The organism is Methylophaga sp. UBA678, from assembly GCF_002299105.1.
Taxonomy (GTDB): Bacteria; Pseudomonadota; Gammaproteobacteria; order Nitrosococcales; family Methylophagaceae; genus Methylophaga; species Methylophaga marina.
In genome coordinates this window covers 169,201-194,348 of sequence record NZ_DBNG01000002.1, presented here as the reverse complement: position 1 = coordinate 194,348, position 25,148 = coordinate 169,201, and the positions used below count along the sequence as shown (strand labels likewise).

At 44.7% G+C, this 25,148-nt stretch carries 25 protein-coding genes; 21 read left to right on the top strand and 4 right to left on the bottom strand.

The genetic code is table 11. The features are described 5' to 3' along the window. Positions 1-23 precede the first annotated feature (23 nt). Positions 24-1,250, top strand: coding sequence for a hypothetical protein (locus B3014_RS01220; protein ID WP_289243140.1), 1,227 nt, complete (start codon positions 24-26; stop codon positions 1,248-1,250). A 290-nt stretch (positions 1,251-1,540) separates the two neighbouring features. Here B3014_RS01220 and B3014_RS01215 read toward each other — a convergent pair whose 3' ends face one another. Next, positions 1,541-2,185 (bottom strand): helix-turn-helix domain-containing protein, encoded by a 645-nt coding sequence (locus B3014_RS01215; protein WP_289243141.1) that lies wholly within the window; start codon positions 2,183-2,185, stop codon positions 1,541-1,543. 235 nt (positions 2,186-2,420) lie between these two features. On the opposite strand from B3014_RS01215, the gene B3014_RS01210 reads away from it, so the two are divergent. The 20 genes from B3014_RS01210 to B3014_RS01115 all read left to right on the top strand — a co-directional run bounded on the left by B3014_RS01210 (position 2,421) and on the right by B3014_RS01115 (position 22,060). Continuing rightward, positions 2,421-3,662 (top strand): FAD-dependent oxidoreductase, encoded by a 1,242-nt coding sequence (locus B3014_RS01210; protein WP_289243142.1) that lies wholly within the window; start codon positions 2,421-2,423, stop codon positions 3,660-3,662. Positions 3,663-3,677: 15 nt separating this feature from the next. After that, positions 3,678-3,941, top strand: a complete 264-nt coding sequence (locus B3014_RS01205; RefSeq protein ID WP_289243143.1) for a sarcosine oxidase subunit delta — start codon at positions 3,678-3,680, stop codon at positions 3,939-3,941. After that, the gene (locus B3014_RS01200) at positions 3,938-6,847 is read left to right on the top strand and encodes an FAD-dependent oxidoreductase (RefSeq protein ID WP_289243144.1); all 2,910 of its coding nucleotides are present in this window, start codon (positions 3,938-3,940) and stop codon (positions 6,845-6,847) included. The genes B3014_RS01205 and B3014_RS01200 overlap by 4 nt, the downstream gene beginning before the upstream one ends. Positions 6,848-6,849: 2 nt before the next feature. Beyond that, on the top strand, positions 6,850-7,518 hold the full coding sequence (locus B3014_RS01195) for a sarcosine oxidase subunit gamma (protein ID WP_289243145.1): 669 nt from the start codon (positions 6,850-6,852) through the stop codon (positions 7,516-7,518). 38 nt (positions 7,519-7,556) lie between these two features. Then, the gene (gene glnT, locus B3014_RS01190) at positions 7,557-8,924 is read left to right on the top strand and encodes a type III glutamate--ammonia ligase (RefSeq protein WP_289243146.1); all 1,368 of its coding nucleotides are present in this window, start codon (positions 7,557-7,559) and stop codon (positions 8,922-8,924) included. A 33-nt stretch (positions 8,925-8,957) separates the two neighbouring features. Then, positions 8,958-9,860, top strand: coding sequence for a class II glutamine amidotransferase (locus B3014_RS01185; protein ID WP_284723142.1), 903 nt, complete (start codon positions 8,958-8,960; stop codon positions 9,858-9,860). A gap of 25 nt (positions 9,861-9,885) precedes the next feature. Beyond that, entirely contained in the window at positions 9,886-10,611 is a 726-nt protein-coding gene (locus B3014_RS01180; protein ID WP_284723141.1) for a protein glxC, read from the top strand. A gap of 25 nt (positions 10,612-10,636) precedes the next feature. Further along, complete coding sequence (locus tag B3014_RS01175) at positions 10,637-11,968, top strand: FMN-binding glutamate synthase family protein (RefSeq protein ID WP_289243147.1); 1,332 nt, start codon at positions 10,637-10,639, stop codon at positions 11,966-11,968. Between the two features lie 186 nt (positions 11,969-12,154). Next, positions 12,155-12,445, top strand: a complete 291-nt coding sequence (locus B3014_RS01170) for a hypothetical protein (RefSeq protein WP_289243148.1) — start codon at positions 12,155-12,157, stop codon at positions 12,443-12,445. A gap of 29 nt (positions 12,446-12,474) precedes the next feature. After that, positions 12,475-12,885, top strand: coding sequence for a hypothetical protein (locus B3014_RS01165; RefSeq protein WP_289243149.1), 411 nt, complete (start codon positions 12,475-12,477; stop codon positions 12,883-12,885). Then, the gene (locus B3014_RS01160; RefSeq protein ID WP_289243150.1) at positions 12,882-13,061 is read left to right on the top strand and encodes a hypothetical protein; all 180 of its coding nucleotides are present in this window, start codon (positions 12,882-12,884) and stop codon (positions 13,059-13,061) included. Before B3014_RS01165 ends, B3014_RS01160 begins: the two co-directional genes overlap by 4 nt. Then, on the top strand, positions 13,058-14,452 hold the full coding sequence (locus tag B3014_RS01155) for an APC family permease (RefSeq protein WP_284451005.1): 1,395 nt from the start codon (positions 13,058-13,060) through the stop codon (positions 14,450-14,452). Before B3014_RS01160 ends, B3014_RS01155 begins: the two co-directional genes overlap by 4 nt. Positions 14,453-14,463: 11 nt before the next feature. Then, positions 14,464-14,892: a universal stress protein gene (locus tag B3014_RS01150; RefSeq protein ID WP_289243151.1), complete on the top strand. Its 429-nt coding sequence runs from the start codon at positions 14,464-14,466 to the stop codon at positions 14,890-14,892. Positions 14,893-14,957: 65 nt separating this feature from the next. Beyond that, positions 14,958-15,641: a hypothetical protein gene (locus B3014_RS01145; RefSeq protein WP_289243152.1), complete on the top strand. Its 684-nt coding sequence runs from the start codon at positions 14,958-14,960 to the stop codon at positions 15,639-15,641. After that, the gene (locus B3014_RS01140) at positions 15,628-15,918 is read left to right on the top strand and encodes a hypothetical protein (RefSeq protein WP_289243153.1); all 291 of its coding nucleotides are present in this window, start codon (positions 15,628-15,630) and stop codon (positions 15,916-15,918) included. Before B3014_RS01145 ends, B3014_RS01140 begins: the two co-directional genes overlap by 14 nt. A gap of 194 nt (positions 15,919-16,112) precedes the next feature. Next, positions 16,113-17,576: an APC family permease gene (locus tag B3014_RS01135; RefSeq protein ID WP_289243154.1), complete on the top strand. Its 1,464-nt coding sequence runs from the start codon at positions 16,113-16,115 to the stop codon at positions 17,574-17,576. Between the two features lie 348 nt (positions 17,577-17,924). Further along, positions 17,925-18,713, top strand: coding sequence for a GTP cyclohydrolase FolE2 (gene folE2, locus B3014_RS01130; RefSeq protein ID WP_289243155.1), 789 nt, complete (start codon positions 17,925-17,927; stop codon positions 18,711-18,713). Positions 18,714-18,727: 14 nt separating this feature from the next. Beyond that, positions 18,728-19,879: a bifunctional 3,4-dihydroxy-2-butanone-4-phosphate synthase/GTP cyclohydrolase II gene (ribBA, locus tag B3014_RS01125; RefSeq protein ID WP_289243156.1), complete on the top strand. Its 1,152-nt coding sequence runs from the start codon at positions 18,728-18,730 to the stop codon at positions 19,877-19,879. 58 nt (positions 19,880-19,937) lie between these two features. Continuing rightward, entirely contained in the window at positions 19,938-20,252 is a 315-nt protein-coding gene (locus tag B3014_RS01120) for a DMT family transporter (RefSeq protein ID WP_289243157.1), read from the top strand. Between the two features lie 125 nt (positions 20,253-20,377). Further along, a complete protein-coding gene (locus tag B3014_RS01115; protein ID WP_289286882.1) occupies positions 20,378-22,060 on the top strand; it encodes an APC family permease in 1,683 nt (560 codons plus the stop codon). Positions 22,061-22,075: 15 nt separating this feature from the next. On the opposite strand, the gene B3014_RS01110 is transcribed toward B3014_RS01115, so the two are convergent. The 3 genes from B3014_RS01110 to B3014_RS01100 all read right to left on the bottom strand — a co-directional run bounded on the left by B3014_RS01110 (position 22,076) and on the right by B3014_RS01100 (position 24,147). Continuing rightward, positions 22,076-22,435, bottom strand: coding sequence for a tRNA-binding protein (locus tag B3014_RS01110; protein WP_349675860.1), 360 nt, complete (start codon positions 22,433-22,435; stop codon positions 22,076-22,078). 110 nt (positions 22,436-22,545) lie between these two features. After that, positions 22,546-23,187: a LysE family translocator gene (locus tag B3014_RS01105; RefSeq protein WP_289243159.1), complete on the bottom strand. Its 642-nt coding sequence runs from the start codon at positions 23,185-23,187 to the stop codon at positions 22,546-22,548. A gap of 81 nt (positions 23,188-23,268) precedes the next feature. Continuing rightward, positions 23,269-24,147 carry a hypothetical protein gene (locus B3014_RS01100; RefSeq protein WP_289243160.1) on the bottom strand — a complete coding sequence of 293 codons (879 nt, stop codon included), beginning with the start codon at positions 24,145-24,147 and terminating at the stop codon, positions 23,269-23,271. Positions 24,148-25,148: the final 1,001 nt, after the last annotated feature.

The window sequence follows — 25,148 nt, the reverse complement described above, 5'->3', positions numbered from 1 at the left end:
AAACGTTAAGCAAATAAACCGAGATGATCGGATATTACAAGAAACACATCTTTGCCTTATCTGAAGCAGTTGCACAGATTCAGTCGTTCCCTGAGCGCGTCGATCAATTGAAGGAGTTTCAGGCGTTTCTTATCCGAAGAATTTTGAACTCAGAAAAAAAGATAGATGAGCTCAAGGGGCGCTTGAAGGGCCTGAAGCGAGAGCTTAGATCTAACAGACCGACAAAAGACAAGGCTAAAGAGCTAAAAAAGAAGATCAAGTTCTATCAGCAGAGGATAAATGAACACAAATGGATGCTGTTCGTTTGGAGGTGCTTCGGAGATGCTGTGGTATTTCTTTACGTGGATAAATTTGCAATAAAGCCTTTCTTGTATGAGTTTGGCTCGAATGAGCCAAAACAAACTGCGGGGAGGCTTGCAGGAAAAGAGGGGTTAACAGCTGAACTATCAGTAACCTTCGATGTTATTGCTCATGGTGTCCCTGCCATACTATGCGATTTAACCAATTGCATACGCCATGGTGACATATGCCTGCTTGGTGAGAGTGATCCGGTTGTGATTGAAGTTAAGTCTAGTGAAAATACTAACTGTCGGATTGATCGCCAGGTTGAGGCCATATCGGGTCTGCAGCAATACTTAGAAACAGATCAATCAAATAAGCTATTTGGAGTGAAAAATACAAGACGAATGGAGCTCAGAGTACCTGAGTTGAACTATCAGGACTCGTTTTCCCAACAGATAGCCAAAGCCAGAGATATTGGGTTTAGTCATCAATCACCGGAAAAGGGGCTGCACGTCTTTGCGTTCAGCGGTGGAGAAATGGATGAGATTGGAGAGATTATGTCTCGATTTGATCAACCAATAGTATTTCTTCTTAATGAAACAAAGAATGCTCAAGCATGGGGAAGCTACTACCCATTCGTTTTAAGTATTGACCAACCTGAGGAGCTATATACATTTTTGAGGGGGGACGTGTACATACTGGTTGTGATTGAGCTTGGAGTTTGTGAAGCGCTTGCGAATGAAAAAGGCTGGCAGCTTAAATATCGAGAGTCGGGTGACTATGCGTTTGAGTTCACGGAGACTAGTGAAGAGAGTGAAGAGGAAGAACAGCCCTTCAGGTTCAATTTATCTCGGCACTTCGTGGGCCGCATCGGACATGAATTATTGTCATTGCAATGGGTAATGGATTTCCAAGAGCATAACAACCAAGAACTGAAGATAATGGTTGCAGAGGCCGGTAATGCCTAACAAGTTATTCCAGTCGCACTTTGGGCAGGGACTTCGGCTTCGCCTCGGTCCGTGAATACAAGCTTTATAATAAATGTTTACCAATGTGGTCAGACTCGATTGTGTGATTAATGTATGGGACAGAGTTATCTAGACTCAAACTATTCTCATTATTCAAGGATTGAACAATGGCCCGCTTACCTAGATATTTGGGGTCAAGTTAGAATTTATCAAGAATAGCCTTACTACACCGTGACTAAATGTTGGAAAGTAAGCTGTTTTTATATTGACCCTAAATACCTAAAAACAAGCTAGTTTTTGTAACTATCGTCTTCAAAGTCATCAAGACTATCGTAGTAGATGATGGCTAAGTACTGAATGGGCATTTGCAGTTTGGTTTCTGGTCGGTGAGGCTGTTCTGCGTGGAATGTCAGAGAGTCACCCGGCTCAAGAATAAAACGCTCATCACCTACGGTGTATTCCAATTTTCCTTCCAGCATGTATATGAATTCAGTACCGGCGTGTTCAAACGGATCAAACACTTCACTTTCTTCATTTAACGTGATTAAAAACGGTTCAAACAGTTTTTTCGGGCCGGTGTCATACGCTAATAGTTGATAGGTATGACCACTCTTGGTGCCGCGGCGAACCACTTCCATTCCCTCGCCATTCTTCACATATTGAGCGCCGCCCATTGGCGTATCGTAGTCATGAAATAACCGCGAAAGCTTTACACCAAGAGCATTGGCAAGGTGTTCCAGTTTTTCCAGGCTGGGTGAGGTCAGTCCATTCTCAATCTTACTCAACATACCGCGACTGACATTGGCTCTCATAGCGACATCCGCAATGGTTAGTCCATTTTCAGTACGAATATGGCGCAGCGTATTTCCCAGATGTTTATCTAACGAGTGATGTGTCGCAGTTTCAGTCGTCACGATTGTTTGCTGTTTGCTCACGGCAAGAATACTCCGTCTTCTTTTAGGCTGTTCTGCCTGATTATACCTGAGGTTTTTTTATTTATCCGGCTTAAATGTTTCCTATTGTGAAAAAAAGTTTACAAGACTATTGACATGTTTTTTTCAGCATGAGTAAATAGAACCATGTTTCATTAGATGAAATTTTGTTTACTTAATAAGGGGTAGATTGAACTACTCCTTTAGTAGTAGAGCATCACACGAGTGGAGGTTAAGAATGCCATTAGGGCTATTAAAATATGGTCTGAGTAGTGAACACCCGGCACCACGCTTTTTTAGGGACTGTACTGAACCTAAGAAATCCTATGATGCCGTGATTATCGGTGGCGGCGGACATGGTTTGGCGGCGGCGTATTACTTAGCCAAAGACTATGGCATTACCAATGTAGCCGTATTAGAAAAAGGCTATATCGGTGGCGGCAATACTGGCCGTAATACCACCATCGTTCGTTCAAATTATCTGACGCCGGAAGGGGTTAACTTCTACGATGCCAGCGTTAAATTGTACGAAGATTTATCAGAAGAATTAGACCTGAACCTGTTTTATTCCACACGTGGTCACTTCACGTTAGCTCACACTGAGTCAGCTATGCGTACTATGCGCTGGCGTGCTGAAGTGAATAAACATGTTGGGGTTGAGAGTTATGTCGTCGGTCCTGAGGAGATATCCAAAGCTTGTCCGCAATTGGATATCTCCTGCAGTGGCCAAGCACCTATCCTAGGTGCCTTATATCATGCACCAGGTTCAGTCGCTCGTCATGATGCCGTGGCATGGGGTTATGCCAAAGAGGCTGACCGCATGGGTGTTGAAATATTCCAGATGACTGAAGTCACCGGCATTGATACTAAAGGCGGCAAAGTCGTTGGTGTGAATACATCTAAAGGTTACATCAGTACCAATCGGGTGTTATCTGCAGTGGCAGGCTTTACGCCACGTATCACTGAGATGGTGGATCTGGATACACCGATTGTAATTCACCCTTTACAAGCCTGTGTATCAGAACCGATGAAACCTTGGCTCGATACGATTTTGGTATCAGGCAGCCTGCATGTGTATGTCAGCCAGTCGTCCCGCGGTGAACTGGTTATGGGGTCCTCATTAGATCCTTATGAATTCCATTCAACACGTTCATCACTGGATTTCGTGGAAGGACTCACCACACATATCACCGATATGTTCCCATTTTTATCGAATGTCAAAGTGGTCCGTCAATGGGCGGGTATGGCTGACATTACGCCTGACTTTGCACCGATTATGGGTAAAACGCCGGTTGAAGGGTTTTATCTGGACGCTGGGTGGGGCACATGGGGGTTCAAAGCCACACCTATCAGTGGCAAAACCATGGCTGAGACGATTGCAAAAGATATGGCACCTGACCTTATCAAATCATTCCGATTATCACGTTTTGAAGACTATGAGCTGACCGGTGAAAAAGGCGCAGCATCAGTTGGTCACTAAGTTAAGAGTAAGGCTATGAAACTACTTGAATGTCCCGTTAATGGTATCAGGCCGATGAGTGAATTCACCTACGGCGGAGAATATCGAAATATGCCCAATCCTGACACGTGTTCAGATTCTGAATGGGCAGCTTATGTGCACTATCGCAATGGCGCGCCAGGTGTGAAAAAAGAATGGTGGTACCACGCACCGAGCGGTACTTGGTTTATCGCTGAACGTAACACGATGACTGATAAGGTCAGCCGTACTTATCTTCTGGGTCAGGAGGAAGCTAAATGACCAGCCGTATTGCAAAGAAACGAGGCGAGTGGATCAACCGAGATAAGCCACTGACGTTTGAATATGAAGGTCAAACGGTACAAGGTTATGAAGGCGATACCATTACCAGTGCACTGTGGGCGGCTGGTATTAATGTGCTGGGTCGTAGCTTTAAATACCATCGTGCACGTGGTGTATTGAGTTTTGCCAATCATGATGTCAACGCCATGATGACTGATGGTGTCGATACGAATATCCGTGCTGACGTATGGCCTGTTGCAGATGGTATGGATATTAAAGCCGTCAATACTATTGGTGGTGTATTAAAAGATAAAAACAAATATATCGATTATTTATCACCTTTCTTGCCAGTCGGTTTTTATTACAAAACGTTTTATAAACCAAAAAGCCTGTTTCCTTTCTGGGAAGACAAAATCCGTAAGGCAGCGGGTTTAGGGGAAGTTAATTTTAACTACCCACGCATTGTTAAACCGAAAAAGTTTGCACATTGTGATGTGTTAATCATTGGTGCTGGTTTATCTGGATTATCAGCAGCGGTTAAAGCGGCTGAGCAAGGTCTGGATGTTATTGTTGTTGACGAAAACAAGCAGGCGGGTGGCAGTCTCACATATGACTATGCGGGTGACCAGACAACAACCGATACGTTGATAAGCCTGCTAGGCAAAGTGGAATCAAACCCAAATATCCGTTTAATCACTGATGCTTATGCTGGTGGTTTTTATGGCGATAAATTGGTGCCATTAGTTGGTAAAGACGGCATCACCAAAGTCTGGGCGAAAACAGTGATTGTGGCTTCTGGTGCCTTCGAGCAACCCCCCGTATTTCGTTACAACGATTTACCGGGCGTAATGATGGGATCAGCTGCACAACGTTTGATTCACCGTTATGCCGTTAAACCTTTTAATAAAGGTGTGGTTGTTACAGCTAATGATCACGGATATCGAACAGCACTGGACTTAGCGTCTGTTGGTGTCGAAGTCGTGGCTGTTATTGATATGCGTAGAAATGGCGCGCCACGTGAGCTTGCACAGAAAGTTAGAGACAAAGGTATTGCTGTTCATATCTCCAGCTGTATTTATGAAGTGATACCGACGTCTGACAAGTTGGGTGTCAAAGCCGTGTCTGTCTGCCCTTATGATGACATTAGTGCCGGCGCGGACAGTGGTCACACTGTGCGTTTGGCATGTGATGGTGTCGCGATGAGTGCTGGCTGGGCGCCAGCAGCTGCCTTGCTGTATCAGGCGGGTACCAAAATGCGTTATGACTACAGCGTCGAGCAGTTTGTACCTGATGAATTACCTGAAGGCGTCTTTGCTGCAGGTAAGGTTAACGGCGTATTTGATTTTAAAGCACGCCAACTGGATGGTCAGCGTGCTGCAGCAGAAGCAGCCGCTTTTCTGGGTAAAACGGTCGATGTGGTGACTGTGCCAAAAGTGGAGATGGCATCACCAAGCCATCCTTATCCGATTGTTGAACATCCGAAAGGCAAAAACTTTGTCGACTTTGACGAAGATATTCAGGTCAAAGATTTCATCAATGCTGCCAAAGAAGGTTTTGACAATATTGAGTTGATGAAACGCTTTACCACGGTGGGTATGGGCCCAAGCCAGGGTAAACATTCCAATATGAATGCCATTCGTATTCTGGCGAGAATACGTGAGTTACCGGTTGAGAAAATTGGTACCACGACGGCACGACCATTTTTCCACCCGACACCAATTGGTCATCTGGGCGGCCGTGGTTTTCATCCTCATCGTTATACCGCCATGCATGAATGGCATGTCGACAATGGTGGCGTGATGATGGAAGCCGGTGTGTGGATGCGTCCTGCTTATTATCAATATGCTGGTCGCTCGATGAGTGCGATGGAAGCCGTACAACAAGAAGCCTTAGCGGTTAGACAACAGGCAGGCATGATCGATGGCAGTACCTTAGGCAAGATTGAAGTCTATGGGGCCGATGCAACTGAATTTCTGGAACGCTTTTATACAGGCAAGTTCAGCAAGCAAAAAATTGGCGAAAGCCGTATTGCTCTGCTGCTGGATGAAGCGGGTGTGATGCTGGATGACGGCCTAGCCGTTCGTGTTGAAGCTGAAAAGTTCTATGTGTCTACCAACTCATCTAATGCGGCAACGGTTTACCGTGAGATGCAACGCAATGTCCAGTTGTGGGGCTTGCAAGTCACATTGGTCAATCTGACCGGTGCTATCGCTGCCATGACACTGGCAGGACCGAAGTCGCGTGAGATTTTAATGTCACTGACCCAAGCAGATCTGAGTGATTCAGCTTTACCAGATGGCAATATGACTCAAACTCAGATTGCCGGTGTGGATGCCAAAGTGATGCGTGTCAGCTTTGTTTCTGACCTTGCCTTTGAAATTCACGTGCCATACAAAGCGGGACTTCATGTATGGAAGCAAATCATGGCGGCTGGACAAAGCCATGGTATTCGACCATTTGGTACTGATGCTCAACGCTTACTGCGTCTGGAAATGGGGCACCACTTGATCAGTCACGATACCGATGGCCTGACGAATCCATTTGAAGCGCATTCTGATGCCTTAGTGAAAATGGATAAGCCGTTCTTTATCGGTCAACGCAGTCTCAAGATCATCGCGAAGAAAACACTGAACAAAAAGCTAGTGAACTTTGTGCTGGAAAAAGACTTTACGGGTGAGATGCCGAATGAATGCAACCTGGTGATTGAAGACAGCAATATCAAAGGTCGCGTTACCAGTATTGCTTATAGCAAATACCTCAACAGAGTCATTGGTTTTGCGTTTGTTGCACCAGAACAGGGCAGTCCGGGCTCAACGTTTTCTATTCGTACCGATAGCGGTGCAATGGTTAAAGCGACAGTCGTTAAAGCGCCTTTTTTTCACCTACTTGATAACAACGGAGAGTAAGCATGCAAAACGACATTTTTAAAAGCCCGGTCGCTTTTGCTCAAGCCCCTTTGAAACCCATCAATGGTTTTGTGAATGGCATGGAGACTGCAATAGCTATAGCGGACAAGGCTATTGAAGCATCACGCCACGAGTTATTAAGTATTTGTGATGTGAGTGCATTAAATCGCTTTGGTGTGAAAGGACCAAACGCAGCAGAGTGGTTAGCTGCTGCCAGCCTGACACTACCTGAAGCAAAAAATAGTTGGACACTACAAGGTAAACGCGAGTTGGTTTTAAGACTAGGTGGCAGTGAATACCTGATCGAAGAGCCACTGAATTCACAACTGGTCGCTCAGTTAAATGCTTTGCCTGTCAATAAAGCCGGTGTCCATAAGGTAATTCGCAATGATGCGTCGTTTATTGTCAGTGGCAAGCTGACAACAAAGTTATTTTCTGAAGTCTGTGCTATCGACCTGTCAGGAGATGCACTTGAAGAGAATCGTCTTGTCATGACTGTCATCGCCGGTGTATCGGTAACGTTGCTGAGACAGATGCTGAATGGCCAATCTGTTTATCGCATTTGGTGTGATGGTACGTTTGGACCCTACCTGTGGAAAACATTATTGGGCATCACCGAAGAATATGGTGGCGGTGCTATAGGGTTCAGTTTTTATTACGAGATCAATTAATACGACCAAGTGTTGATCATTCAAACAGAGGAAATGTTATGAAGTATGAATTCGACCCTAAGGCTTCGCCAGCTGACCAATTAGCCTACGCGCAGAAGTTTTTGGCTGAAAACAATGTGAAATATGTGTTGGCCCAGTTTGTTGATATCCATGGTGTGGCTAAGGTCAAATCTGTGCCAGCAGATCACCTGGAAGACATCATTAAAACCGGTGCTGGTTTTGCTGGTGGCGCTATTTGGGGAATGGGCATTAAACCTAATGGTCCAGATTACATGGCAATGGGCGACTTAAGCACATTGAGTTTATTGCCATGGCAACCTGGCTATGCCCGTTTAATTTGTGATGGTCATGTTAATGGTGAGCCATACAGCCATGACAGTCGCGTTGTACTGAAAAAACAAATCTCTCGTCTGACTGAAAAAGGCTGGATTTTATACACCGGTTTAGAACCTGAATTTTCATTATTGAAAAAAGACGAGTTCGGTCATCTACATCCGTTTGACCCAACTGATACGCTAGAAAAACCATGCTATGACTATAAAGGCATCACACGTCAAAGCGGTTTCCTCGAAAAGCTCACCGAGTCTTTAATTGATGTCGGTTTAGATATTTACCAAATCGATCATGAAGATGCGAATGGTCAGTTTGAAATTAACTACACCTATGCTGATGCACTGAAGAGTGCCGATGACTATGTGATGTTTAAAATGGCGGCCAGCGAAATTGCTAACGAAATGGGCATGGTATGTTCATTTATGTCTAAGCCATTCAGTAACCGCCCTGGTAACGGCATGCATATGCATATGTCGATTGGCGATGGTGAGAAAAGTTTATTCCATGATGACAGTGATGAAACCGGTCATGGTTTATCGAAACTGGCTTATCACTTCATGGCAGGCATTCTGGCGCATGCCCCTGCATTATCAGCGATTGCAGCGCCTACCGTTAACTCATACAAACGTTTAGTGGTCGGTCGTTCTTTGTCCGGCGCGACTTGGGCGCCAGCCTATATTTCATACGGTAATAACAACCGTTCGACCATGGTGCGTATCCCTTATGGTCGTATCGAACTACGCCTGCCAGATGGTACTTGTAACCCATACCTGACGGCAGCAGCAGCGATTGCCGCTGGTTTAGATGGTGTGGAACGTCAACTGGAAGCCGGTCCAGGTTATGACATCAATTTATATGACTTAAGCCCAGAAGAGCTGGAAGAAAAAGGCATTGGCATCTTGCCACAAAATCTTCATGAAGCTTTGACTGCGTTAGAGAAAGATGACGTGATTAAAGGGGCCTTGGGTGAGGAGTTTGTTAAAGAGTTCTTAGAACTCAAACACATGGAATGGGTGGAATACATGCGTCATGTATCTGATTGGGAAATCAATCGTTACGTTGAATTTTATTAAAAGTCCCTAGGGAATGTTGTTAGGAGAATAGTTATGTGTGGAATCGTTGGCCTGTATTTGAAAAACGATAAATACGAAGACCGTCTGGGTGAACTGTTTGCACCAATGTTAATTGCAATGACAGAACGTGGCCCCGATAGTGCTGGGTTTGCTGTTTATGGTGATGAAGTGGATCAAGGGGTGAAGTTAACGCTTCGCAACGAAGATGAGAACTATGATTGGTCAGCACTGGCAAAAGAAATTGAAGCCAAACTGAATACAAAAGTCGACTGGTTCCAAAACAGCAAAGTAGCCGTATTTAAAGTCGATATCGATGCTGAAACAGTTGAGAACTATCTGATGGAAAATCATCAGGACGTACTCATCATGAGTTCAGGTAAGTCTATTGAAATCCTGAAAGAAGTCGGTTTACCAGAGCGTATCGTCAATCTTTTCCATCTGGAAAACATGAAAGGTAGCCACATCATCGGTCACACACGCATGGCGACTGAGTCTGCTGTGACCATGGCGGGTAGCCATCCTTTCTCAACCGGCATGGACTTGTGTCTGGTACATAACGGTTCACTGTCTAACCACAACCGTTTACGTCAGGAACTGAAACGTGAAGGCATTCACTTTGAAACTGAAAACGATTCAGAAGTCGCAGCAGGTTATCTGACCTATCGCTTACAACAAGGCGATAGTCTGAATGAAGCGTTGACGCATGCCTTAGACGATCTGGATGGTTTCTTTACCTTCACTATCGGCACTAAAGATGGCTTTGCTGTGGTGCGTGACCCTATCGCCTGTAAACCTGCAGTGATTGCAGAAACAGATGATTACGTGGCTATGGCCTCTGAATATCAGGCGCTAACAACATTACCTGGCATCGAAAACGCCAAAGTATGGGAACCAGAGCCTTCAAAAGTCTATGTTTGGGAACGTACTACGCACTAAGCAATGGTGTATGAGGAGAATATAAATGAGTACTAAATCTGTAGCAGAATCAGTGACCACATCCGGCAAGCAAACGGTGGATCTGGCACAACAAACAGTTCGTGACTTGAATCAGGCACTGCATGATCAAAACAAAGAACTGACCATTGCTGAATGGGAAGTATTAAACCCGAAAGGGGAGCATAACCTCGCTGTCGGACTTGATCAGAAGCTTAAAGTCGATATCTATGGCCCGGTTGGTTACTACTGTGCGGGTATGAACAAAGAAGCCGACATCACCGTTCATGGCCATGCTGGTCAAGGCATTGCTGAAAACATGATGTCAGGCAGCGTGCGTGTCAAAGGTAACGCTTCATCAGCAGCCGGTGCGACAGCGCATGGTGGTTTTTTGGTGATTGAAGGTGATGCCGGTTCACGTTGCGGTATCTCGATGAAAGGTATTGATATTGTGGTGAAAGGCAATGTCGGTCATATGAGCTGCTTTATGGGCCAAGCTGGTTCACTAGTGGTGTGTGGTGATGCCGGTGATGCGCTGGGTGACTCGCTCTACGAAGTGCATATCTATGTTAAAGGCTCAGTGAAATCACTAGGCGCTGACTGCATCGAAAAAGAAATGCGTCAGGAACACTTGGATGAACTGTCGGCTTTATTAGAAAAAGCCGGTGTGGATGAAGATCCAAAAGCCTTCAAACGTTATGGTTCAGCTCGTCAGTTGTACAACTTCAAAGTTGATAACGCGAGTGCTTATTAATTGCTGATATTGCGAGGAAATAGAAATGACTGAAAAGAAAAAATACATGACCGTACCGCGCGAGTCAGCGACGTTTGATAAATTGACAATGGCTGAAATCCGTCGCGCTGCTGATACGGGTATTTATGATATCCGCGGTGCCGGTGCCAAACGTAAACTGCCACATTTTGACGATCTACTGTTTTTGGGCGCGAGTATGTCTCGTTACCCATTAGAAGGGTATCGTGAAAAATGTAATACCTCCGTGACCTTGGGTACGCGTTTTGCGAAAAAACCTATCACTATTGAGACCCCTGTCACGATTGCCGGTATGAGCTTCGGTGCATTATCAGCTTATGCGAAAGAAGCCTTAGGTCGAGGTGCATCAGCAGTAGGCACCTCTACCACGACAGGTGATGGTGGTATGACGCCAGAAGAACGTGGTCAATCAAGCAAACTGGTTTACCAATACTTGCCATCACGCTATGGCATGAACCCAGACGACTTACGAAAAGCAGATGCGATCGAAGTGGTATTGGGACAAGGCGCAAAACCAGGCGGCGGCGGTATGTTACTCGGCCAAAAAATTACTGAACGTGTTGCCAAAATGCGTACCTTACCGATGGGTGTTGACCAACGTTCAGCCTGTCGTCACCCAGACTGGACAGGGCCTGACGATCTGGAAATCAAGATCAAAGAACTGCGTGAAATTACAGACTGGCAAGTGCCTATCTACATCAAAGTCGGTGCAACGCGTACTTACTATGATGTGAAGCTGGCGGTGAAAGCCGGTGCTGATGTTATCGTGGTTGACGGTATGCAAGGTGGTACAGCGGCAACGCAAGACGTGTTTATCGAACACGTAGGTATCCCCACCATGGCAGCGATTCCTCAAGCGGTTCAAGCGCTACAGGAAATGGGCATGCACCGTAAGGTTCAGCTGATTGTCTCGGGTGGTATCCGTAATGGTGCCGACGTCGCGAAGTGTATGGCGTTGGGTGCTGATGCGGTAGCTATCGGTACCGCTGCACTAGTGGCGCTGGGTGATAACGATCCTAAATGGGAAGAAGAGTACCAAAAACTGGGTTCTACAGCCGGTGCCTACGATGACTGGCATGAAGGTCGTGACCCAGCCGGTATTTCTACTCAGGATCCAGAGCTCATGAAACGCTTTGATCCTGTTGAAGGTGGTCGTCGTCTGGCGAACTACCTGCGTGTTCTGACGCTGGAAGCACAAACATTAGCGCGTGCTTGCGGTAAAAACGATCTACGTCATCTGGAACCAGAAGACTTAGTGGCATTAACTGTGGAATCTGCAGCGATGGCTCGTGTGCCATTAGCCGGCACAAGCTGGATTCCAGGCACACCTACATTCTAAAAAAATGTTGTTGCGCCAGTGATAGTTAAAAACCGGTGTTACAAAGATAACGTGGCTTATTGCGATCCTTACCCCGTCAATATAAGTCACCTTGTCTGCGTGACATCGGTTTTTTTCTTTTTTTTGTTAAATCAGGAGGACAGTGTGTAAATCATTTTTTAATTATTAGAAGAGAGAAATATAACCATGAATAATAAAATAAAAAATCGTATTCAAAATATGTATCTACGAGACTGCATCATGGCATGGGCAGATGTGTTACTCATCTGGCTGGCTGTTGGTTTCGTCCTCATTAGTATCTTAAGCATTCTGGAAGATCCGGTTATCCGCTGGGTCATGATTATTTCCAGTGCCTTGCTCGTCCTTTTCAATACCGCTTCTGTTGGTGCAATGACTAAGCACTACGCAGAAGATAAAGACTATATCTACGGATTGGACATCAAACATCTCGATGAAAATAGAGCAGCGAAGCGCTAATTGCCGAGTGATTTTAATGAGGAAATCTTATGTCTACTTATATACCAAAGGTCCAGTCTAAAAAGGGACAGTTGTTTGATAGTCTTTTTATTCTGATACTTGTTTATGTCAGTTTGTATATTCCCTTGTTTCTTGAATCTGATACTAAATCAGCAAGCGACACCACCTCATCTCAGGCTATCTCCTGGGAATCCCTAAACGTCTCACCTGTTGAGCAGGAACAATGGCAGAAGCTGGGGTTTGATGAAACAGCCGCGGCTGAAATCATCAACGATAAGTTTGATTACACCATTGATCCCTTGATGCTTGGCATTACCGCTTTAGTCATTATTGGCTATTTCATCTTTATGTTGCGTGTCTCCGAGGCTCAATACCGTGAAGTGATTGCTGAAAAATTTGGTGATCAGGCTTCACGAACGACGCAGGAGGATCAGCTATGAGCTATTGGGAAATCTTAAGTTACGCCGCCTGGATTATCTCAGCCGTGTTATTGCTGTGGATTCTGGTGGATGCACTCAGTGTGTCTCGTCAGTTTGATGAATCGCTACTCATGAGTTCGCGTGAAGGCGCTGATGAACTGATGGCAGAGCTCGAGCGAGAGGAGGAGCAGTCATGAGTCAGCAATCTTCTTCTCAATCCGGGGAACAACGCATTTCAATGCTGAAGGTGTTGAACCCTTTCCATATCTGGGCGCTGGGTGTGGGGATTGTTCTGGTCGGTGAATTTATGGGCTGGAACTTCTCTGTTGCCAAAGGTGGTGCTTATGGTGCCTTGATTGCCTGTTGGGTCATTGGCTTACTCTATAGCTGTGTGGCGATGATCGATTCGGAAGTCACGTCGACTGTGGCGGCGGCCGGTGGTCAGTACACGCAGGCAAAACACATTATTGGTCCGTTAATGGCCTTTAATGTGGGCTTGTATCTGGTGATGGCATATACCATGCTGGAAGCGGCGGATGCATTGATAGTCGGTGACTTGATGGCGGCTGTGGCATCAGCAACGGGCTTCCATGATCTGAGTCCGCAACCCTTTGTGGTGCTGACCATTTCGTTTCTGGCCTGGCTGAATTATCGCGGTGTGTTTATGACGCTGACGGTAAATTTTGTCATTACTCTGTTTGCCTTTCTGGCGATTTTGGCCTTATTCATTGGGGCTGATCCGCTCAACCCAGGGCATATTCTGAAACACAGTGATCTGTTAACAGAATTACCGTATGGCTGGATTGGGGTTGTCGCCGCATTGCAGTTTGGCATGTGGTATTACCTCGGCATTGAGGGCACCTGTCAGGCTGCGGAAGAGGTGAGGAGTGCGGGTCGGGCGATTCCACTGGGCACGATTGGTGGCATTTTAACCTTATTAGTGGCAGCGACACTGACCTGGTATATCTCGACGGGTCTGATGCCATGGCAATATTTAGGTCAGGCGACCACGCCGTTATATGACGCTGCTTCGATTATTGGTAACCCGGTATTACAGGTTGTGTTGTTTATCGGCACCATGTTTGCGGCCATTGCTTCGGCTAATGGCTGTATTAATGATGCGGCGCGTGCCTGGTTTTCCATGGGACGGGATCGCTATATGCCGACCTGGTTTGGAGCGATTCATCCGCGTTACCGCACGCCGTTCAGATCGATTATTTTCCTGATTCCAATTGCTGTGTCATTTGCTTTCACAGGTTTACTGGATCAGGTCATTACCTTTTCGATTCTGTCCGGTCTATTAGGTTATACCTTCATGTCCATCAATATGGTCAAGTTCAGAAAAATGTGGCCATTGGATGTGATCAAACGGGGCTATATCCATCCGTTCCATCCTATTCCTGCATATACCTTGCTGGGTTTATGTTCGCTGGTCTATTTCGCGACCTTCCTGGGTTACGGTGCGTCGTTACTGTCGATTATGGCGTTTTACATCGTGGCCTCGATCTGGTTTGTGAAACGACGTTATCAGTTTGTGAAGCGGGGTGATCAGTTCACCATGCCCTGGCCACGGCCCAAAGGTTATTAGGAGGAAGCAGCATGAAACATATTTTATGTGCAACGGATGGATCGCATAGTGCGATGAAGGCCGTGGATTTTGCTGTAGAACTGGCAAAGTCAGTCGGTGCCAAGCTGACATTTATCCATGTCCTCAGACCAACCAGTGAAGATATTTCACATAGTTACTTTTGGGATTCGAGCATTCTAGATGCTGCTGATGCGCAAATCCAACAGGAACTACGTGAGGCCATGGTCAGGGCGACTTCTCAGGGACTCGAGGAAGTATTTTGCACCACGGCAGCGGGTCATGATATTGCTAAAGCCATAGTTGATTATGCTGAGAAACATGAGCATGACCATGTGGTAACAGGATCCGTTGGCCGCAGTGGTATTGCAAAAGTGTTATTAGGATCGATAGCGCAGCATATCGTGCAGCGATCTCACTGTCCGGTAACCATCGTCAGATAAGCCTTAGTCCCGCAGTACTGTCATGGCTGCGGGATGCTTTTTCTGAGTCGAAAGAGGAATATTAAATGAATACAGATGCCATCTATGCATTGATGCTGGTGCTGTTTAGTAGTAGCTGTCTGTTTATTATGTATCGCCGTCATCATCAGCAGGTATTGGCTTCACGAAGTCAGGTGTTTGATGATTGCCATCACTTAGTTGACTTGACGTCATCAAAAACGGATGAACAGGGCTACTCATCCATATATGCCGACTGGAATGATACAAGAGTCAAACTTTCTGTAGAGGTCGATAACCTGACGGCCAGAAAGTTACCGGTGATGTGGATGCATATCACCTTGTTTAGAAAGCATAAAGATAGCAGTGGGGCGAACCTCGATATTTTAGCCAGACCACAAAATACGGAGAGTTTCAGTCCATCATGGCTGTGGCTTAAACCCGTTATGCCTTTAGGCGGCTGGCCGCAACATGCCCGCTATATGACAAAGACGCAGCCACCGTCATTAACGAGCATCGATCAAGAGGTGAGAGCTCTGTTTGCTGATGACCGCTGCAAGGAGCTGTTGATTACCCCTGGTGCGATTCGACTCACGTATTTAGCCAAGCAATCAGACCGCGGACACTATCTATTACTGCGAGCGATTAATTTTGATGACAAACCCATTGAGTCAAACTTGATAAAGGGCTTGTTACAGAAGTTAGATGCTATGGCTGGTCATATGAATGAGGTACAAAATGAAGCAGCCTAGCGCCTTATTGCAGGGACCTGTGCATCCCTACTTTGTTTTGTTGATTGCCATTGTGTTGCCAGGAGTGGGGCAGGTAGTGAATCACAATCCCATGCGTGGTTTAACCATGTTGTTTTTTATGCTGGTGTTAGGTGTTGTCACCTACCAAATGGCTGCTCCCGGTATTTCGGTGATAGGCCAGTTTGCTGGTGGGATTTTTATTTACGCATTATCGATTATGGATGCCTACTTGTGGGCCAGAATTCGTTGGGAAAATCACCGTGCTGTGTATAGGTGATTGATGAATATAAGGTTTATTTTAAGTGGAAAGTCTTAATGTACCTCTTTAGAAGTACGCTATGAAGAGAATATCTCATCTTTGTCATTCTGCTGTAAGTTCCAAATAGGTCTTGTTACACAGACTGAATAACAATTTGTTACGAAAAATGAAATGAACTGCTGAGCAGGCAGACGATCGAGACGGAGAGAGATATGAATACGACTGAAACATCACGAGCAGAGCATCACAGTGCTCACTCAGATACATTAGAACGCTCAATTGACTGGAAGCAAGGACTAGCGATTGCCTCTGGTGTCCCTTTGTTAATATTACCTTCATTAGGTTATTTCCCAATGTGGGTCGCGGCAGCGGCGATTCTTGTTTGGGGCCTATCTGTATTGCAAGGGTTTGTACAAAACCTGGCTTATGCTGAACTAGCGACTACCTTCCCAAAGGCATCTGGTTTACCTGGGTTTGCTCAAACAGTATTTAAAAGTAAGAACTATCAAGGAAAGTTGGATAAAGGTAAGTTGATTGGTGGTTTCAGTGCCTGGAGCTATTGGTTTGCCTGGAACCCTGTTTTAGCTATTTTTGCGATACTGGTGGGCAGTTATTTACAAGGATTGTTTCCAGGGTTAGCCGAAGTGTTTACTGAATATCAGCTGTCTCTCATTTGTGGCGTTGTTATTTTCTCGGCACTCATCATAGTGAATTATTTTGGTTTAAAAGACAGCGCTATTCTGGGGTACTTGTTGGCACTTATTTCCATTATTCCACTGATTGTCATGACCATCATTCCTTTTACCAGTGGTGCGGTCGAGCTCAGCAATATTACTAATAATTGGTTACCTTCTGACTGGCAGTGGGATATGCACCACATTCTGATTTTGTTTGGTTTGTTTGCCATTGCTCAGTGGAGTGCCTGTGCTTGGGAGACGGCATCAATATATGGTCCAGAATATAAACACCCCAGTAAGGATGTGCCAAAGGCGCTATTTGTGTGTGGCTTGATTTGTCTACTGTCATTTGTGCTGGTACAAGCCGCTGTGATTGGTGTGCTCGGAGTAGAGGGTGTGTTAGATGAACCTATTTCGCCGATGTTACCCGTGGCAGAAGCGGCATTTGGGGCAACAGGCTCCGTGGTAGCGATTATTATGTTGATCGCAGCGATGATTCTCATTATTCAGACAGCGTATTTAGGTGCTGCCCGAGCTATGCACTCCATGGCGACAGAACAAAATTTACCTGAGGTATTTGGCAAACTGAATAAACATGGTACGCCTGTCTTTGCTATGGTCACTATTGGCCTATTCAACTTAATTCTCATTTCAATGGGAACGCCAGCAGCGATACTGGCCGCTTCAGCGATAGGTTATACCATGGCAAATGGCATCAGCCTGTTTGCTTATGTAAAAGCCAAAAGGAATCCGAATTTTGCTGAGCTTGATCGTCCATTTAAAGCCCCAACAGGCTGGAAGCATGTCGCTTTGGTGTTTGGTTTGTTTAATATTCCACTCTGTTTAATTGGTGTGGTTTACCTGAATAGCCTGGAAGTGGGCTGGACATCAACCTGGGTCGGTTTTGTTGTGCTTTTATGCTACCTGCCAATCTGGTTGTATGCGCAATATGAGAAGCGTGCTGAAGTGATGGATTATCAAGCAGCCGCGGGAGATTAATTCGTTTTAGTTATCGATACCTTAATCTAAGTTGGGGGAGGCTGGATATTCAGTTTTCCCCTTCTTTATTTTGGCTTGTTTGATGTTAGCTTAGCTTCTAGCAAGCCAAAATAAGGAATAAAGAGAAGATGTCATTAACCCAAAGGGAGTAATCCTTCTTTGGAATGGGGTTACGCCTTAAATTAGGTAACAATGAAGTTGAAGTTGGTTTTTGTAAGCCATTTCTTCATGGTTATCCTCGGACTCTTTGCGATTTGAGAATATTGTGTGAATGGCCAGATGAATCGGTCATTCACACCATTTTTTTACTTGATTCAACTGTGTGAATCAAAAACACAAGGATACATAATGAACCTGCCGTTAACACATCGACTCGAAGATGTTCAAAATACGCCAGATAAGCGCCAGTTAACCATTGATAGAGTGGGCATAAAATCACTTCGTTATCCGATTTTCTTCCAGTCTCACACAGACACCCCAATTCGTGTTGTCGCGGATTTTAATATGTATGTTCATTTGGCTGCCGATGTAAAAGGCACCCATATGTCTCGTTTTGTCGAGTTGCTGGAAAAACCTGATCTTGTGTTCAGCCTTCGTAATATGTCGGCATTTATGACGGAAATGCTCGAATTATTGGGCGCACAGCACGGTCATGTCAGCTTACGTTTCCCCTATTTCATCACTAAGGCTGCACCGGTTTCTGGGGTGAAAAGTGTTATGGATTATGACATCACGCTGACGGCAGATTACACCGATACATTGGATCTGACGGTCAAAGCTGAGATTCCAGTGACCAGCCTTTGCCCATGTTCCAAGAAAATTTCAGATTATGGGGCCCATAATCAACGCTCTCTGGTTACCGTTGAAGCACGCATTAACGAAGATATGACGCTAGACACCTTAATTCAGCTAATTGAAGAGCAAGCGTCTAGTCAGCTTTATGGCCTGTTGAAACGGCCTGATGAAAAGTATGTCACCGAGTTTGCTTATGATAATCCCAAGTTTGTCGAGGATTTAGTCAGAGATATTGCTGTCGCATTAGCGCAGCAGGAGACTGTGTCAGGTTTTCGCGTGGAATGTGAGAATTTTGAATCCATCCACAACCACTCTGCCTACGCCGTTATTGATCAGTTATAAGGAGCTCTATCCTCATGCCACAATCTAAGTTGACGTCTTATTCTCAACCTGCACAAATCGCCAGTGCAGAAGCGATTATTGAGGATATTCGACAGGGCAAAATGGTTGTCTTAATGGATGATGAAAACCGTGAGAATGAAGGTGACTTGGTTATGGCAGCCAGTCATGTCACTGCCGAAGCGGTGAACTTTATGGCTATGCATGCACGTGGCCTGATTTGCCTGACACTCACTGAGCAACGCTGTGAACAATTAAACTTACCCTTGATGGTGAAGCAAAACAAAGCAGGTTTTGAAACCAATTTTACATTGTCGATTGAAGCAGCTGAAGGCGTCACCACTGGCATTTCCACACAAGATCGTGCTGTGACTATCCAAGCAGCCGTAGCAGCGAATGCCACACCTGAAGATATTGTCAGCCCTGGACATATTTTTCCGGTAATGGCTCGGGCGGGTGGGGTGTTGACTCGTGCAGGACACACAGAAGCCGGCTGTGATTTAGCGGCATTAGCAGGACAAGAGCCTGCGGCTGTAATCTGTGAAATCATGAATGAAGATGGCACGATGGCTCGACTGCCCGATCTACTCGAATTTGCCAAACAGCATGATTTAAAAGTCGGCACCATCGCTGACCTTATCGCCTATCGTCACCAGCATGAACAAAATGTGGTTCGCTTAAATGAACGGGAGATGCAAACCATGCTGGGAACATTCCGCCGTCATGATTATGTAGATAAAACGACTGGTATGAAACATCTGGCTCTGGTTTACGGCACCCCTGTCGCTGGTGAAGAAACTCTGGTCAGAGTGCATGCACCATTTAATAGTTTGGATTTGTTGGATTATGAGCGACACGGGCATACCTGGAGTGTGGCTGAAGCCATGCAGCATATTCAACAACAGGGCGCGGGCGTATTGGTCCTGCTGCACGGCGATGAAGATGAATGGCACAGATTGGTTCAATCTGATCGTAATTATGCTGAAGAGTTTGTGCTCAAACACTATGGCATTGGTGCCCAGATTTTAAGAGATTTAGGGGTGACCGAGATGCGTTTGATGACTTGGCCAAGAAAGCTGCCATCCATGACTGGTTTTGGTTTAAGTGTGACGGATTATGTGTTGCCAGATGATCTCGCTGAGAAATTAGCCAACTCAACCGCAGTGTAATACCTGAGTTATTTAAGTTGGGTCTCTCTATAATCAATAATCATAAATAAGGTGTTTAATGGCTTGGTTAGCATTAGTGTTTGCAGGGCTACTTGAAGTCGTTTGGGCGGCTGCGTTGAAGTATTCTGAAGGTTTGACAAAGTTATGGCCTAGTCTGACGGCACTCGTCACAGTGGTGTTGAGTTTGTGGTTATTAGGCATAGCCATGAAATCCTTACCTTTAGGCACGGCTTATGGTGTCTGGGTGGGCATTGGGGCGGTGGGGACGTTAATTTTTGGCATCGTTTTCTTATCTGAACCAGCGACATTGCTTCGTCTTTTCAGTATCTTATTAATTCTGTTGGGTATGATTGGTCTGAAAATATCACACTGATCGTTTGCTCGACTTTTCTCTTTATTTATAAGGTTCATCAGCTAAGCTTTATTCTGGTTGATATTACTAAGGATGAAAAATATGATGTTGATTTCAACCCATGTTTTTCATGAGGCAAACGGACTGTGGATAGACGAGTGCAGCAGTCACTAACGCATAATCAGCATAACCGTTTCTCATTGCATAGAAGCATCGACTGGACGGGGGCTTTCTGGCTGGCAAGTGGTGTGCCCGCGCTTGTGTTGTTTTCAATGGGGGCAATAGCCGCCACGGTAGGTAAACCTGCTTGGCTGATCTGGATAGTCTCTATTTCACTTGGCCTCGTTCAGGCCTTTACCTATGCTGAAGTGGCTGGCTTGTTTCCACATAAAACGGGCGGGATATCTGTTCACAGCTCAGTCGCCTGGGCGAATTACAATAAATGGATTGCCGCCCTGTGTGTGTGGTGTAACTGGGTTGCATGGGGCCCTGTACTGGCTATTGGCTCTGCTCTGGCCGCAGGCTATATTCTCAATGTTATCTATCCGCCTGATGCTGTTATCAATACCTGGCAAATCACCTTGCTCGATCTGAGTTTTCTCAAAGCGGGACTCTCTTTACGTATTAATGCTGTCTTTATCATCGGTGCGGTGATGATGATATTGGTTTTTGCGATTCAAAATGGCGGGATTTTACGCTCAGCTAAAGCGATGATGATTATCAGTTTATCTGGGCTGATGCCATTGATGTTGATCGCGATAGTGCCGTTAATCACAGGCGATCTACGAGTAAATAACTTTTATCCATTGACACCACTTGCTTATGACAGTGAAGGATATGTGGTATCAGGAGTATGGGATATGGCTGGTTGGTCACTTGTGGCAGGGGCGTTATTTATTGCTGCATGGTCAACGTATGCTTTTGAAACGGCCGTCTGTTATACCCGCGAGTTCAAGCAGCCCAGTTATGACACACAACGGGCGCTTCTATATTCAGGCCTACTTTGTCTGTTCGCTTTTGTGCTCATTCCATTCACCTTTCAGGGACATATTGGCTTGGGGCAGATGATCGAACCTCAGCAGTTAAATGCAGAAGGTCTGGTAATAAAACCAGCCCAATATGATGGAATGCTCGCCGCTGATATCTACAGTGGCATGGGCATTGCGAACGCCTTTTATACGATATTGGGTGGCAGTGGCATTGTTATCGATATCTTTGTCGTCATGCTTGTACTGGCTTTGATGTTAGCAATTATGACCACCATGTCGGGTTCCTCCAGAACCTTATACCAGGGATCAATTGATGGCTTGCTGCCGAAATATCTGTCTCAAGTGAATCAACATGGCGCGCCAACCAGTGCGATGTGGACGAATCTGATTATTAACCTCATGTTTCTGGCTTTGTCTGATTATGTATTTTTACTGGCATCGTCCTGTGTGAGTTATATTATTTTTAATTTTCTGACATTGAACTCGGGCTGGATTCACCGCCTTGACAGACCTAATTGGAAACGGAGTTATCGTACGCCCAAACCATTGTTTGTTATGGGAATTGCCATCGCTTTTCTGAATGTCGGTTTGATGGCCTTTGGCGCAAATATATGGGGAAGCGGCACGTTATTGAGTGGTTTGATTCTAGCGAGTATCAGCATTCCTTTATTTTGCTGGCGGCATTATTTAATGGATAAAGGCGAGCTACCTTTATCCATGCAAGAAGACATACAAGCAGGTCATGCTGCAGTTAGCTCCCGTAAAGCAGGACTATGGCCTTATTTGGCGCTATTTTTCAGTGTATTACTGGTAGGCGGGATTCAGTTTATTCTTGATTGAAAATGTGTTCCAAAATTAAGCCAGTTTTGCCCCGTTGGGTAATGGCATATCGACTGAAGATAAAACAACCGATCCATCTGGGCGGTGTAAACCCGTCACCAGACATTCGGACATAAACGACCCAATTTGTTTAGGTGGGAAATTCACTACGGCCAGCACTTGTTTACCGACAAGCTCATCTTTTGAATATAACTCGGTAATTTGAGCGCTGGACTTTTTCACGCCCAGCTCAGGGCCAAAATCGACTTTCAATTTATAGGCTGGTCTACGGGCTTCTGGAAAATCATCAACATCGATAATAGTCCCGACACGAATATCAATTTTTTGGAAATCACTCCAATTAATGTGTTCCATTTTTTCTAACGTATGTTCCATTTCTGATAATTAAGTTGGCGGACCACTTGATTTCCAGGTTTTAAGAATCAACAGGGGGGGAGTGTTTGATTTTACTGACCCATTGATTCTTGGATTGTTGTATTTGTTATTTATACAGGACTTCTGTTAAAAGCTGAGCGAATCAAACCTATACCTGCAATGGTAAAAAGTGCGGAGGCAATGCCGTTTATCCAACGGCTTATCCGCTGATAAATATTCATCACACCGCTAAATGAAAAAACCAAAGAATACATAGCATTTACTGAGAACCCAACAAAAACGCATACTAAAACACCTGCAACTAATGCATGCATGTTGTCACCAGCATCCAGACCAACGGAAAGTGCTGCTAACCAAGCAATAACTGTCTTGGGGTTTGAGATATTAAGCAGAAACCCACGAATGAACCACTTTTTTGCAGTTGGAATATTGCTAGGGTCATTGATGTTTTCTACTTGAGGATTGAAAGCTGACTTTCCTGATAGATAAGCTAACCACAACAAATAAAGCCCACCAAAGACTTTAAGAAGCATCAATAGATAGACAGAACTTTGGAGGACGGCACCCATGCCACTTGCAGCTATCACACCCCAAAATACCAACCCAAACGATAAGCCTGCACTATAAATTAGGCTTATTTTTCTTCCTCGTTTCATAGCAATTATTGCGTTTGAAATATTGGCAGGCCCCGGCGTTACGGCAACCACAAAAAAGGAAAGGCCAATCATGAAAAGTGAAAAAGGATCTAACATTTTTTCCTTTCCTTCATGTTCGTCTTCTCCGATTAATTAACCTTATCAAGTTGGCTGGCGCCTTGAACGCATACAAGTATGTTAGTTGAATACATCATCACCAAACCTCTCATAATCATCTAAAAAAGCCTGGAATTGCTTAGACTTTATTACCTTTTCAGGGTTTTCTTGAATGTACTTATCGAAACTATCTAGGTGTTTTTGAGGTATGCTTCGATGCAACTTGGTAATTTCGTCAGCCTTTTCGAATATGTAACTTGCAAGGCCATCTGGCCATCTATAATCTCTAGGTGAAAGAATTCCTGATTTAATCGCAATACGGCTAGACCTCATCAGTTTTACATTTTTAGCTTTGATCACACCAAGAAGCATAAATGACGGAAGCTTAGTAAAAATATAATGATCCATGCTATTTCCAACGATATCCATGCCCATTATTCTTAGAAAATACCGGTTAATACTTGGTGGTAGCTCATGACTATCTGTTGATTCAATTTTCTCTAACGGAAACAAATGTTGCTCATACTGATTTAAGTTATCAGTTTCCCCAAGCAAATACTTCCTAAGGTGCTCCTGAACTGCATCAAGTAGTTCCTTACGCTCCTGATCATTCTCGTCTTTTGAGTTTTTACTTCTAATATAAGTCAATGTTCTCCAGCTAAGAGAAGCACAAAACTTAGACATCCAATTATCGTAGTTCGCTACCGATTTACCCTCATTCACAAACGGATAAAAAACCTTGTTTGCAAATTCACGCTCCCACCCAGAGAACAGTTGTTCGCAAGCTCCACAAAGCCAATACTCTTTAGCTATATCTTGTGCTCGTTTGTGGAGTTGGTTTTTCTCACGAATATATCCCGTAACAGAGGTCTGCTTTATCCATTTTCCTACGAATTTCGGAATAAAATGACTTTCCTTCAAATTATCATTTTTTTCACATAGCTTACATACCCCTCCCATTACTCAGTACTCTGATTGCAGTAGCGGACCATTTGTAGTGAGAAAGGGGCGAAAACTAGATCTGACTGCCACCTATTGTTAGGTTTATTCATTTGGATTCCTATATTCAAGTAAAGGAAACCCACGGATATCCTGAAGCTTTGAATATATATGAAAAATTCTCTTGGCGATTTTTTGCCCGGTTGAGTTCTTTATTCTTCGCATTGTTGCTTCTAAATCTCCTCGAAATTGAGGTATTTCCGATTTATATTTTGTTGATTCAGCTATAACCCACCTATAGTCACCCCTCAACTCTTCGGGAAACTCTTTTTCCTGAAGTGGAAGCAGCGTCAATACTGCTGTATGCAGGCGTTTTCAAACATCACCTTGACCAGTGCAAAGCTGCTGGACGGCGAGATAGACCCTTTCAATGACTCCTTCAGCAGCCTGTCGCACTTCAATACTTTCCTGACTCCGCGTACCAAAATCTTCCATAGAGCTTTTATCGGCCTAACTGTATGTTCTGTGGATATAAATTAATTTTTTCACTAAACATCATATTGTTAGCACACTCCCTCGGTTATCCAAAAAAACTAAACAGGATCTAGTCTCTGTTTATCAGTTTTATCTTCACCCATCATTACAACTTTTATCAACTTAATCAATTAATTAAATAACTATAGGAATGTTTTTATTGTCGGGTATGCGGACCAGTAGAAATATATTTCCAAAGTATCAAGGTCTAACTTATCGTTGGTTATACTCCCTAGAAAGCAGCTCCCTCTGAGATTTGTACGACCTAGCAAGTAAGTCCTCTAAGTAATTGTTGAGAGGGGCTGTGGAACTGAAAATAGCGTTGCCAATACTCATAAAAATGCTCATAGATATAACGTCACGCGATGTCATGCCTGAGATACCTTACTATGTTTTTATCTGATTGCTGACTCAGACTGGTTGCCAACCTCATGTCGGGTAGGGCAATCTGTCAAGCTAATAGGCGCTAGTTGTTACTGTGAAGCGCT